Annotated in this window: 13 protein-coding genes; 5 read left to right on the forward strand and 8 right to left on the reverse strand. The window is 55.5% G+C overall.

Annotation, left to right across the window (positions count from 1 at the left end):
- Nucleotides 1–351 precede the first annotated feature (351 nt).
- Both B2828_RS09555 and B2828_RS09560 read right to left on the reverse strand, forming a co-directional pair.
- Nucleotides 352–1,068: a hypothetical protein gene (locus tag B2828_RS09555; protein ID WP_479633500.1), complete on the reverse strand. Its 717-nt coding sequence runs from the start codon at nucleotides 1,066–1,068 to the stop codon at nucleotides 352–354.
- A 2-nt stretch (nucleotides 1,069–1,070) separates the two neighbouring features.
- A complete protein-coding gene (locus tag B2828_RS09560) occupies nucleotides 1,071–1,931 on the reverse strand; it encodes a hypothetical protein (protein ID WP_479633501.1) in 861 nt (286 codons plus the stop codon).
- 122 nt (nucleotides 1,932–2,053) lie between these two features.
- On the opposite strand from B2828_RS09560, the gene B2828_RS09565 reads away from it, so the two are divergent.
- A complete protein-coding gene (locus tag B2828_RS09565) occupies nucleotides 2,054–2,512 on the forward strand; it encodes a hypothetical protein (protein ID WP_479633502.1) in 459 nt (152 codons plus the stop codon).
- A gap of 377 nt (nucleotides 2,513–2,889) precedes the next feature.
- Here B2828_RS09565 and B2828_RS09570 read toward each other — a convergent pair whose 3' ends face one another.
- Nucleotides 2,890–3,951, reverse strand: a complete 1,062-nt coding sequence (locus B2828_RS09570) for a LacI family DNA-binding transcriptional regulator (RefSeq protein ID WP_479633503.1) — start codon at nucleotides 3,949–3,951, stop codon at nucleotides 2,890–2,892.
- A gap of 91 nt (nucleotides 3,952–4,042) precedes the next feature.
- Between B2828_RS09570 and B2828_RS09575 the strand changes: the two genes are divergently transcribed.
- Nucleotides 4,043–5,008, forward strand: coding sequence for a glycoside hydrolase family 130 protein (locus B2828_RS09575; RefSeq protein ID WP_479633504.1), 966 nt, complete (start codon nucleotides 4,043–4,045; stop codon nucleotides 5,006–5,008).
- Between the two features lie 20 nt (nucleotides 5,009–5,028).
- Here the strand turns inward: B2828_RS09575 and B2828_RS09580 are convergent, their stop codons facing one another.
- The 4 genes from B2828_RS09580 to B2828_RS09595 all read right to left on the reverse strand — a co-directional run bounded on the left by B2828_RS09580 (nucleotide 5,029) and on the right by B2828_RS09595 (nucleotide 8,341).
- Nucleotides 5,029–5,664, reverse strand: coding sequence for a hypothetical protein (locus B2828_RS09580; RefSeq protein ID WP_479633505.1), 636 nt, complete (start codon nucleotides 5,662–5,664; stop codon nucleotides 5,029–5,031).
- Nucleotides 5,665–5,939: 275 nt separating this feature from the next.
- Nucleotides 5,940–6,845 (reverse strand): hypothetical protein, encoded by a 906-nt coding sequence (locus B2828_RS09585; protein WP_479633506.1) that lies wholly within the window; start codon nucleotides 6,843–6,845, stop codon nucleotides 5,940–5,942.
- Between the two features lie 43 nt (nucleotides 6,846–6,888).
- A complete protein-coding gene (locus B2828_RS09590; protein WP_479633507.1) occupies nucleotides 6,889–7,599 on the reverse strand; it encodes a hypothetical protein in 711 nt (236 codons plus the stop codon).
- Nucleotides 7,580–8,341 (reverse strand): hypothetical protein, encoded by a 762-nt coding sequence (locus tag B2828_RS09595; RefSeq protein ID WP_479633508.1) that lies wholly within the window; start codon nucleotides 8,339–8,341, stop codon nucleotides 7,580–7,582. The genes B2828_RS09590 and B2828_RS09595 overlap by 20 nt, the downstream gene beginning before the upstream one ends.
- Here B2828_RS09595 and B2828_RS09600 point away from each other — a divergent pair.
- The 3 genes from B2828_RS09600 (at nucleotide 8,304) to B2828_RS09610 (ending at nucleotide 10,240) form a co-directional block, all read left to right on the forward strand.
- Nucleotides 8,304–8,720, forward strand: coding sequence for a PEP-CTERM sorting domain-containing protein (locus tag B2828_RS09600; RefSeq protein ID WP_479633509.1), 417 nt, complete (start codon nucleotides 8,304–8,306; stop codon nucleotides 8,718–8,720). The genes B2828_RS09595 and B2828_RS09600 overlap by 38 nt on opposite strands.
- A 160-nt stretch (nucleotides 8,721–8,880) precedes the next feature.
- A complete protein-coding gene (locus B2828_RS09605) occupies nucleotides 8,881–9,585 on the forward strand; it encodes a glycoside hydrolase family 1 protein (protein ID WP_479633510.1) in 705 nt (234 codons plus the stop codon).
- Nucleotides 9,527–10,240: a family 1 glycosylhydrolase gene (locus B2828_RS09610; protein WP_479633692.1), complete on the forward strand. Its 714-nt coding sequence runs from the start codon at nucleotides 9,527–9,529 to the stop codon at nucleotides 10,238–10,240. The genes B2828_RS09605 and B2828_RS09610 overlap by 59 nt, the downstream gene beginning before the upstream one ends.
- A gap of 56 nt (nucleotides 10,241–10,296) precedes the next feature.
- Here the strand turns inward: B2828_RS09610 and B2828_RS09615 are convergent, their stop codons facing one another.
- Complete coding sequence (locus B2828_RS09615) at nucleotides 10,297–12,432, reverse strand: TonB-dependent receptor (protein ID WP_479633511.1); 2,136 nt, start codon at nucleotides 12,430–12,432, stop codon at nucleotides 10,297–10,299.
- Nucleotide 12,433: the final 1 nt, after the last annotated feature.

Consider the following 12,433-nt stretch of genomic DNA (forward strand, 5'->3'; position numbering starts at 1 on the left):
CGCTCCGTTGCGCTGTTCAAAGAAAAGCACGGAATCCTGAACCCGTGCCCGCAGCGTAGCCGCATCCTGAAAGGCAAACTCCGCGCAACCTCCGTTTTGCGGCTCCAGTCGAAGGAGGTCGAACCGGAGATACTCGTTCCATGGAACGGACTTTCCACTCCGTTCCATGGTAATATCAAATACCTCGGAATCGTCAAATAGCAGCCCGGCCAGAACACGCAAGCTCAGCGGCGCGGTGGCCAGACCTCCGCCAGCTTTTCCGGGATTCTTGCGGTAAAGACAAAGCCAGGCCCCCCGACGGCTGAAGGGGATGCGGTGGAGTTGAATCGAATTTGGAAACGACATGGAATGTTACTTGGAAGTTTTAGCCAGCGTAATGCTGAAGCCGTTGATTATAGGTTTGGATTTTTGCTCCACTTGGTCATTGGTATTAAGGTTGCTTGGCCCAATAACAAGCCTGCCCGAAGCATCGGCGCTCAAGGTAAATTCCACCATCATTTTGGTAGGAGCGTCGGGTGTCAACCGAGTGGAAGCCCCGGCGGGACATTCCACTTTTCCGATGACCTCGGATGCGCCTGTCGCCGCCCCCGTCAGCGCATGGAAACTGCGGTAAAAGACGGTATTCGGAAATCCCCAGGTCCTGGGAAACGACCAAGCCTGGATTTTATAGGCCGCGAGGGGCGTAAGGCCATCTAGTTGAAAGCGAATGTCATTGCGGCCGGTAAAGACCATGGAACGGTACAACGGCGCATAGGGACCGTCGTCGCCCGGCGCAACCCCGTTATCGCGGCTGTCGCAGCCTCCTGCCACCGGTCGGCCGCCCTCGGTGTTGGCGGTATAACTCAACGTTACCGTGCCCGAACACGAATGTCTGTCGAGGTCTGGAAAAACATAGGTATTGTTCCCCATCGGGCCCTTACCGCCGCCGTTGGCGAGCACGACTTTATGGAAACTCTTTTGCTCCGGGCTGTTCGCTGCGCCAAACTGCACCTGCAAGAATTGGGCCTGCACCGATGCAATCATGCCTGCTCCGATCATCAGCGAAGTTAAAAGGATTTTTGTGATCATAGTCAGTGAGGGTTATGAGTGATTTCCTGGATTGCAGGAGTATCAAGCTCCTTCAAATTCCCTCCGATGAACGGTTCCTCTGGGCCGATCGAAATCCCCGATGGGTTGGTTTTCATACCCGCAAACACACGGGCCCCCTCTTTCTCAATGGTCCACATCCGGCTGTCAGCTTTCCAACTCAGCGGTCCTTCGCTCCGTTGCAGAACGGGAAGCGTTACGAGCGCTGGATCTTGCAGTTGATCGCCCAGCCGATTGATCAAGTAACACCACAGCACCGGCGTTTTTCCTACGACGGTGAAGATGGAGTCGCCGCCAAGGGCCGACGGAATGGACCCATCGGCATAGACATAGGCGGCCAGCGTCTTTTCGAATTCGAGGTATTTTTGCCGCAGCAGGCCGTCGGGACGCCGCTGAAGATAACGGTCCATGATCTCCAGCAAAAGCGGATAGGATGAGACGGTATAGGGATATTTGATCCACTCTTCAACATGCGCCGGGTCCTTGAGCTTGGCGCCCCATGCGGCGTGGGTCAGGCCGTCCGCTCCGATGTGCAGCGCGTCAAATAGATGCACGATAATGTTGTCGACCACACCAGGAAGGCGTTCATCTTTGGTAATGGCATGAACCATTTCCAGGGTATCAATCACAATATGGTAATACGCCGTCCGCTCAACGAAATCCCCCTCACCGCTCCGCTCAAAAAGCCCCAGCGCCTCGTGGTAATAAGACGGCTCCAGGAGCATGTCCAGCGTCGGCTTTCCAAATTTATCATATCGGGTCATATCCCCAAAAACCCGGCCGTATAGAGCCAGCATGGCGACGATGACGAGATCCTGGTTGGTGACGCCACAGAATCCGGCCACGGGGAGCGGCTTGCCTCGCTCATCGCTGCCGCGCTTCCACCAGTAGCCTTCAAACCAGCGCCGAAGGGGCTCTCCTTGACCCCTTTTCGGTTGCGGATGAGCCTGCCATCGGAAGAGGAAAGATGAATACGGGCCTTGCGTCAACGGCGGTTCTGAACGCGGTTTTCAAGGGCGCTGGCCAAGATCCCACGGGGGCCACCGCGCTATCCAGTCCCTACGCTCTGGCTTCGGCCTACAGTGCCTATGCCATGGACAGTTTCGGCAACCCCATAGCCAGCGTGCCTTTGAATGTCTCAGCGCTACCAACCTTCCTTGCATCGTTGAACAATATTTCCAGCGTTGGGCTTGATCATATCAAATACCACCGCGAGCCTGTGATCCGATCCCTCGCCGGGTCCAGCCAGACCCGGACATGGAATTTGTTAATCGACGTCGTGGCCCAAACGGGACGCTATCCCTCCTCCGCTTCGAGCCTTGCTGATTTCATGGTAGATGGCGAAAAGCGCTTCTGGCTGTCGGTTTCAATCGATCTTTACACGGGTAAGGTCATTGATCGCCTACTGGAACCGGCCTGGGAATGATCTGTATCTCTGCAGCGACTACAGCAGATCCCTATTTGTTCAAAAATAAGGGAACCCTCTGATATTGCAGAAAGTCTTCCCGGCCAGATTTTTTCCCTTCGATTCGCAATCGAACAATTGGGTAACCGGTCCGCGGGTTCAAATCCCATCCACGCCCACATACGGACTCCAATTCAACCTTGTCGGACAAAATGGAGTAAGCAAGGTGAAACTCAAGTTCCTGGGCAACGCACCATTCCCACATGTACAGTTCCTGAAGCCGGGCTCTAGGCGGCGTGCTGGCGGGCGCTAGAAGTTATCCCGATTACGATTTAAAAATCTATTCATGCAGATCGATCCGGCTGTGCCTCAGGCTAATTAGGACAAAAGTCGAGGCGCTACGCTAATCCCCTCACAGGCGCCCGCGATATTTCCGGCACTGATGGGCCATCCATCCAAACGGGATCAACCAGGGTTGTTGTCGCAAAGGGGGTAAATCCCATTTCGCCATGACAGAGCAAGCCATCCATGACATCAATAGCCTTGGTCCCCATAAGCACCGGGCGAATATCTACTCCTGCGTAATGGAACAACCGGCTCGATGCAAATAAATGACAAACCGCTATTTCTCGGGGCAGGAAGCATTCGTGGCGGTTAGCCGCTTCTTCGAGCGCCAGATGGTTATGGATTAGCAACGCATCCGGCCTATCGCGATCCTGCCCTTCAATCCCGCGCTGAAAAAATTCCGCTTCATCCATCCAGCGACATTGCATTTCGGGAAACTCCGCATTAATGCCAGTTAGAGCGCTCAATTTCTCCGGTCCAAAACGTCCGGATTCCATTCCTGGCTTCAAATACAACGGCCTCCGATAACCCTTCTTCCGCAGTTGCAATAAAGCCAGGCGCATCACTTCGTAATCATTGCTGCGCAGTTGGTGGAAAGGCGCATTCTCACAGAAATCAATAATACTCAATAATGCCGATGACGAAAATGCAGCCAAGGCTTCTTCAACCGGTTGCATATTTGCGTGAACTAGAATACCGCGAATGCCCCGCGCCTTGAGCATTGCCGCAAGCCGCTGCTGATGGGATATCTTCCGAGGCAATTCATGGCATTCAATTTGGTAGCCAAGTTCTCCGGAACGCTTCCGCATTCCTTCCAGCAGTCCTTTGCGAATCGGCCAATTCTCCCAATCATCGAAGGACTTCTCGCCGCGTTGGAGTTGATAAAGGAATGCCAGATTCTCGCGATAGCGGACGGGACGCTGCGACCGCCGGTAACTAGCCAAAGCCGACATCGCAGGATTGGGCACATACCCCATTTTTCGTGAGATCGCCTGGATCTGCTTGCGCCTTGCTTCCGAGATCAGCGGACTATCGCGCAATGCCATGGACACCGTGGCAACGGTGACAGCGGCTTCTCGGGCAATATCGCGCAAAAAAACAGGGCGGCTCGGCATGGATTACAGGGAGGCTCCGACTTTTAATTTAACTATTTAAATTCCACGAATATTGAAAGCAAAAACGCAAAGTTGTTTCGTGGTCCAAGCTATGGACTCACCTCTTATCGACGCCACACATATTCTGAACCGTCACCCTGCAAATCCGATCCTCAAGTTGGAAGATTATCCGGGGGTCGCACAAATCTACAACCCTTCGCCCGCTCAATGCGGAGATGAAACCGTTCTCCTCGTTTCGGTAGTGGAACATGCCGCTACCCGCGGATATGGCCGGGACGTGGGCCAGACCCGCGTGGCCCGCAGCAAAGACGGCGTCCACTTCACGCTGGGCACGGAAAACTTCATCGACGTTCAATCCGAGCAACACCCGTGGTCTCTCTACCATCACTTTATCGACAACCGCGTGAGCTGTATTGACGGGGTGTTTTATATCGTCACTCCAGTGATGGTCCACGGCTTCGACGGCCCGGTGGGGATGCTGGGACGCACTGTGGATTTCATCAACTACGAACGTCTGGGGATCATTACGCAGCCGCGCAATCGCGGGGCTTCCCTCTTTCCTGAAAAGGTCGGTGGGCTCTATTGGAAACTAGACCGCCCCGGTGGCGGTGATGGCGGCAACGGCGATATTTGGATCAGTTCGTCACCGGACCTTCTGCACTGGGGTAACTATCAACCGCTGCTCGCAGCTGGATACCGGTATTGGAACGTCCAGAAGATCGGGCCGACCCCTCCCATTAAAACACCTCGTGGCTGGCTCGACATTATCCACGGCGTTTTCTCGCCAGCTGGCGGAACGTATTATTACATTGGCGCGGTCCTGCTGGATCTGGAACAGCCGTGGAAGATCATTGGGCGAACCAACAGCTGGATTCTGGCCCCGCAGGCAGGTTATGAACGAACCGGAAATTGCGATAACGTCGTATTCCCTTGTGGGGCCTTGGGCGACTGGGAAAAGGATGAACTCCGTCTTTATTATGGCGCTACCGACGACAAAATCTGCCTGGCAACCGGCTCAATAAGGCAGTTGGTCGAAGCCTGCGAACGGCAAATCTAGTGTGGTGTCAGGCAAGGCAATTAACGAATAGGCTGTTCATAGACGCACCGGTTTAACCTGGTGCGTCTTGATCCGCCTGCTTGTACCAATGAACTACGGTTCGTACCCCGCAAAAAATGATCTTCGCCATTTCCTTCCACGTATTTGGAAATCATGCGCGTGTCAGCCATCAGGCTTCGGAAACGCCGGGATTGGGTAAACGAGACTTGGTTCTGCGCCTCCCGGGAGGTTTCTAAGCCTTCTGACGGCCCCGCAATGAGGCGGGCCTCCTGTGGCGCAAACCGCTGGGTTTCGACGATCCGCCAACGGTAGTGGTTTCCCATGAGGTCTTTTGAAAAAGGGTTGGTGCCGTTGGCGTAATCGGGAATGGTTGCGTCACCCGGGTCCATGTAGCGTTCCACAGTGGTTGCTCCACGAGATTCGCTGGTGACGGTGTCTTTCCCCTCGGTCCAGGTGCCGTCGGTTTTTGACTGTGCCGTTTGTACAAGCGATTGTGCCCGGAAGTGCACGGTGTACGTGTTGGATTTGGTGGTGAGCCGGGAATACAGGGTGGTGTAGATTCGTTCGCGTTCGTTGTCGCCGGTGCCAATATGGTCAGTCCAGAAGTGCTCATTCCGGAGGCAGTTTGCCCCGTGGGAACAATGTGGAGATCGCAAATTTCCGAGGGCGAAATAAACAGGTTTCCGCCAGCGAACTTGGTCTGAAACTGCTTGAGGGTTTCGTCGGAGTCGATGGCGAGCCGCGCCTCGGTTTGGGTAGCGGAGGCATTAAGGACCGTTTTCAAGTTCTGTTTGAAGTTTTAATAACCCTGTTGCGTATAGCTGTTCACTCCATTGGGAATGGCTGTGATCTTTTCTCCTTTGAGCAGCGCTCTTAAGCCCGTGTTGCGGGTGATGTAGCCAAAGGAGGCGAGTTGATAGTTGAGGTTGATCTAGCCCGCCGTTGAAAATCGGGCGCTGATAGCATAGGGATCCACCACGGGCATCCAGAAGAGATCCATGAGAAGGTGATCTTTCGGCGCAGTCGCCCCAAAATGACCCGTCTGCGGGCGGAAGAGCAAGGTGCGCCAGGGCGTCCCGCTTTTGACGCCGGTGGGTAGGGAGCCAAACATTCCCGGCGAGGGCATAATGCGATTGGGGGAAAAATAGGTCGGGCCGGCGGGCGCCTGCATCCAGTAGTTGCTGTAGCAGGCCAGGGCTCCGCTGGTGCCCGAGCCGTAGGTGTTGCCTTCGTCGGGTTTGTTGACAAACGGGCCGTCAATGTAGTTGGGCAGGCTGCTGTCAAAGTCGCCCGTGGTTTCAGGGACGCTGGTCCCTGTGGCCTTGGCGGGAACGTCCACCGCAAGGGTGGCCCACGACAGGGACGTTGGGAAATAGCTCCCGCCGAGATCGCAGCCGGGTTCCGCTTGGGGATTATGGGCGTTGGCGAAATTGCTTGCCGCCATTTTGGAGCTGTCGTAGTAACGATGCTTGCCGTAGGCGATGTTGGGGACGCTGGATTGCGCGGCGATCAAGCGGTAGTCCCCATGGGCCGGAAGCACTGTTCGAATGACATCGAAATTGAGGACGTTCGAAACGATGGGCGGGGTGTTGAAAAAAAACGCCCCGGCATCGATCTGGGGTTTGCTGCTGGAGTCGAAATATACGGTTGCGCGTGACGCGTAATTAAGCCGGCCATTAAACGTGTTGCCGTTGACGGTGACTCCACCCGCGCAAGGAAAGGACCACCAGTTTTCCTTGGAGGTCACGCCCGAACTGGTGTTTTGGGTCCCTTGGTTGACTAGATTGGGATTGGGGAATGTGGTGCTTGAGGGCAGGTAAATATTGATGGTTTGCATCAAGGTTTATGAGCCCGCGTAGAGCTTGACGACGATGTTGTTGCTACCCACAAACCCCATGGTGCCGCCGTTTGGAGAGGCTTTGATTTTGACGGGAACTCCGATGAACGGATAGTTGGGAACGGTAGCCGTAGCGGTGTCGCCGGGAACCGAGCCCCGGAACGGGAGCGCCTTTGGATAATACGCAATAGCGCCACCCGGGATTGCCCCCGGCGGATCTTCCTCCGTCCATGCCGATGGTAGATTGATTGTAGGCCACGGTCCCTCCGGATGGGAACCCGAGGGATTGCGTGTTGCCGCTGTCGATGACGGAAAGATTTTGCAGCCCCGTAATTTCCACCTGAATATTCGGTATAATGCTGGCCCATCCATGCATCGGGGAAAATAACTCGAAGGCGATGATGGCCTGGATATATTTCTCGCCCGCATTGAGTTTCGTGCCGCCCAGGACTTTGTTGCTGGTGGGGTCGTTGCTTCCGTAAGATTCATCGGTGCCCGAAGTGGTGGGATCATCGGCCACGGCATTGCAGAGAATGCCAAACTTGGAAAGAGTGCAGGTGCGGCCGATGCCCTGGGTGCTTCCGTTTTGGGCAGGCGCAACGAATCCGTGCCCGGCTCCAGAGGCCGGGGTATAGGGCGTGCCGACGTTATCGTCGCAGAGGTTGGCGCAACGGATGTAGTCAAAGATTTCGGTGAGGATCTGGTCCCGGTCGTCGCCGTATTTGGTTTTAAAATCATTGCCGAAACTGGGCACCGATTCCTGCGTGAGGCTTTGGAGGTAGGTATAGAGGTTGGTGTTGCGCGTGATACCGATGTCGGAATTGGGGCTCAGGGGGGGTGGCGCGCTGGAAAAAGTAGGGATGGCCGTTAATGGTGGAACAGGCTCCGATGAGGCGGTCGTAGGCGGTGGTGTGGGTGGAGTCGTAGGCGGTGCCGCTGAGTTGGTAGATGGGCCAGCACGCAACCCGAGGCAGGTTGAAGAGATTGAGGTCCGGGGCGCGGCTGTGGGCGGTGAGAAAGAATTTTTTCTGCTCCAGGGTGTTGCGGTTAATGACGGAGGCGTAATTCAGATCCCGCTCGCTGCCGCTCAAGGTTGGTTTGAAAAGCAGCTCGGGAAGGCTGGCGAAAAGCCGGTCCGAGTCGGGCGCGAGCGTCCCGGTTGCGATCACGGTACCCTCTTTCGAACCGTCCCCAGTGATGCGCGGCACGATGGCGTAGATTTGCTCCGCCCATTGCTGATCGCTCAGAGCCGAGGGTTTGGGGAAGACGGTTGAAAGACTAGTCATCGCCGGGTGCCCGGGGTAACGCTGGTATTCTTTTTGCGCCGGTTGATAGTTGGCCAAGGCTTGGTCGGTAACGGTCGCGCCGCGCGGAGTGTCCCAGTAGGTACCTTCGGCGGCGGTGTTGATGTTGACTTTGCCCGTGTCGTCGTCGGTCCAGAAAGCGATGCGTCCAGTGATGGGGTTCGCCGCGGAAGGAGTCTGCGATGCGGGCACGGCGACATCCTTTGACCAAGTCCAAGTCAGCGGAAATGTCACCCTCGCGGGAACACTTGACCTCACCACCTTGAGTGGATTGACACTCGGCGCAACGATCACACTAATCAATAACACCGGCAGCGGCATCACGACGGGATATTTCTCCACGATTCTCACGAGCGGCTCCACTTACACCGCCACGTCAAATACCAACTATACATTCACGGTAACCGGTACGGAATATCTGCTAAATTATGCCGCCAATGCCGGAAGCAACAGCTATAATAATGACGTGACCCTGACGGTGGTACCCGAGCCGGGCACATGGGCCATGCTCATGGGCGGCCTTGGAATGCTGACTCTCAGCCAGCAGCTACGCCGTCGGCGGTTGGGGTAGCCTCCATTAGTCGATTTTGAAAAATCTGAGGTAAACTGCGCGCCGCAGCACTTCGGGGGAGTGCTGCGGCGCTATCTTATTTCAGCTCGGTCCTCTCCTGTGCAAGTGATCCATCGATTGCATTTCCTGCATCCAACACCCCATAAATAGGAAATTAAATATGGATTCCCTTCATACCGCTTATCGTTTTCCAAAGGAGTTTGTATTTGGTGCGGCTACCGCTGCATACCAGATTGAGGGCGCCTGGAATGAAGACGGGAAAGGCATGAGTGTGTGGGGCATGATGTGCCAAAAGCCCGGAGCAGTCTTTCAGAGTCATACCGGCAAGATCGCTTGCGACCATTATCACCGGTGGGCTGAGGATGTGGACCTGATGAAGCAAATCGGACTGCAAGCCTACCGGCTCTCAGTTTCGTGGCCACGAGTGTTCCCTGAAGGTACCGGCAAAATAAATCGCGCGGGCTTGACCTTCTACGACCGCCTGGTAGACGCGCTTTTGGAAGCGGGCATCGAACCCTACCTGACCCTCTTTCATTGGGACTACCCTCTGGCGCTTTATCAACGCGGCGGCTGGCTCAATGCGGATTCCCCACGCCGGTTTTCAGAATATGCGGCCCAACTTGCCCATCACCTCGGCGACCGCGTTAAACACTGGATTACGCTCAACGAGCCCGAATGTTTTATCGGCGTAGGGCATCTTCACGGCACACACGCGCCGGGAGACCGCCTGGAAATCGGACAAGTCCTCCGGGCGGTTCATCACAGTTTGCTGGCCCATGGCTATGCCGTGGATGCCATTCGCGCCAATGCAACCAAATCCGCCAACATCGGAATCGCCCTCACATCACCCTCCTCAGTGCCTTGATATCGGGGCGGCGCGGGAAAGCTATTTCTCAGTAGGCCCCAGATTGGATTGCATCTCGCTCTGGGCCGATCCAATCTATCTGGGCGCTTACCCTGCCCAAGCCTACGAACTGTTTGGCGAAAGCATGCCGAAGTTTACCGAACAGGAGGCGAAGGTCGTTAGTCGCTCTTTGGAATTCATGGCTGCGAATATCTATAGTGGCTACAAAGTATCCCGGGGTAACGATGGCCAACCGCTCCGACACGAAAAAGAACCAGGGAATGCGGTCGCTTGTTTGCCATGGTTGGAATTGGAAGAGGACGCCTTGTATTGGGCCGCTCGCTTCCACTCCGAACGGTATGGGAAATTGCCCTTCATGGTCTCTGAAAACGGTTTTTGCGGGACAGACTGGGTAGCCCGCGACGGAAAAGTTCACGACCCGCAACGGATCGACTACTCGGCGCGCTACTTGAGCGGCCTTCGCCGAGCCGCCCGGGAAGGAATCCCCGTAGCCGGGTATTTTTATTGGTCGCTGATGGATAATTTCGAATGGGCCGAAGGGTACCGCCCCCGGTTTGGCCTGATCTATATCGATTTCCAAAACGGGAAACGCACCCTTAAAGATTCCGCCAGTTGGTACCGTGAAGTCATCACCACTCGCGGCGGGTGTTTGTAATATCAAGTATTTCTAGGACAAAGCCACCATCATCCAGTCACGTCGATCAGTGCGGGCTAGAATTCGTAGGCCACACCACCATAGTAACCACGCCCAGCTCCATACTGCGGCGCGCCGACCCCAATGCCGCTTCCATCGCGGAGTTCGTAGATTTTATCGAACAGATTCACAACATCGAAGCGCACCTTTAGGTCACTCCAGCCGGGGACCTTAAACCGATGCTCCACGCCAAGGTTAACCGTCGCATACGCCTGGCCCTTCTGCGTATTCGCGAAACCTTTTCTTAACCCGCTGCCGTAGAGCGAATCGGCGTAGATCCGTGTGCCGCCCCATGTATAGGAGGTGCCTAGGGAGCCGGTGAAGCGCTGGTCGTGGTCGAGGAAAACGTCGTGTTTGGCGATATAGTCCAGCTCCTCTTGGCTAAACTCAAACTGCCCCGAGGTGATTTGCTTTCCGACGGCATGACTGTAAGCCACATTGGCATAAGCCGCGAAGGAGCCTTTCTGGTAGTTCGCCGTCAACTCGGTGCCATATACCTCACCCTGGTCATAGTTGAACGGAGAGAAGATCAGCGCCTGGCCAAATTGCCCCTCGTCGAGTTGGTTTTTGGCAATCTTGTAATAGCTATCCCATCCAAGGGTCAGGTCGGAGGTGACCTTCTGGACCACTCCGGCGTCAAAGTAATGCGAGCGTTCAGAGCGAACCGGATCGCTCGTTGTCACCTCGGAGGCATTGGTAGTATTGGCAAACTTGGCGATACTTTCCTGCTGAACGAGTTCCAAAGGCGGCGGCGTGAAATAGCGTGCATACCCAATATGCACCGTCGTCGCATCAGTTGCCTGGTACACTGCGTTAATGCGTGGGCTGAGCTGGCATTCGTTGGCATACGCGTCCACGACGTCAAACCGGGTTCCGTAGTTAAGGGTCAGTTTCTCCAGCAGCTTCCACTCGTCCTGAAGATACAGCCCGTAAAGATACCCGTCTTTGCGGCTATTATCCACGATCGCAAGAGGATCGGTGCCGAGCTGATTGCCCAGCGCATCGGTTGCAAAAACATCGTCCGTGGTTTTTACCGTTGCTTGCTCCGCGGTAAATAGCAGGCCTGAACGAAGAGTGTGCTGGTCGGTAAGCTTGTAGCTTGCGTCCGCCTGGAAGCCGTTGGAGATAATACTCCGGTCAACCTTGCTGGAGACCCCGTTAAAGATCAGGTCGCCCGTGCGATCCGGCGTATACTGGATACGGCTGTATTGCGTAAAGACGGCCAGTTGAAGGTTCAGATCGTCGGCGGTTTTCTGATAACTCACGATATCATAATAGTTCTGCTCGGTTTGATTTTCGTTCAAGAGCGCTGAATTAAACGTCGACAAACTCCCGAGCGTGAATGCAGGTGTCTGGTTCGGATTATTCGGGATCTGAAAATCGCTATGCGCACCGCTCAGGATCAGGCTGATTCGGCTTGTGTCGTCGATCAAATATGAGGCATACCCGAACCCCTTGAACTGATCCGTGTAGTCGTGAAGTGCTCGTGCACTGGACGTCGGGTTTTCAATCCCCAAGTCACTATGCAGCGAGCTGGCGGTGAAGTAATAGCTCCACTTTCCGGCCGTATTTCCATATTGGAGGGAAGGCGCGAAGGTGTCGTAGCTCCCGCCATAGAGCGAGATTTCACCGCCGGGATCGGACGCGCCGTTCTTGGTGTGAATATCCATGATCCCCGCCGTCCGGTAGCCGAACTGAGCAGGGAGCGCGCCGGTGATCAGCGACATATTTTGGATGAACCGGGTATCCAACGCCTGCCCAAACCCCGCGAGCCCCTCGGGAAGCAGCACGTCGTCGATTCGATATTGCAGGTTCGCGTGTTCGCCCCGCACGTGGAGTTGCCCAAAGGAATCCTGCGCCACCGAGGGCAACCGCAATGCAGTTTGGTTAAAGGGGGCATTGGCGCCTTGGGATTGCGAGTCGATCCGCTCTTGAGTAATCGTGTACTCGGTCGCGCCGAGGCTCGGGACGATCTCATCGCGCGCCGCGTCCAGTCTGCTCACCACGACGACCTCGGGAAGCACGGTGGTGGTTTCGCTGGACGGTGGCGTGTTCGCCGCGGTGGGGGTTGTATTTTGGTCCGCTGCCGGGCAGGGGAAAGTTACGGCCAGTTGAAGCAGGGCCGTTCCACTTAAAAGCATGATTCGCTTCATG

The organism is Spartobacteria bacterium UBA695 (genome assembly GCA_002298145.1).
Classification (GTDB): domain Bacteria; phylum Verrucomicrobiota; class Verrucomicrobiia; order Chthoniobacterales; family Chthoniobacteraceae; genus UBA695.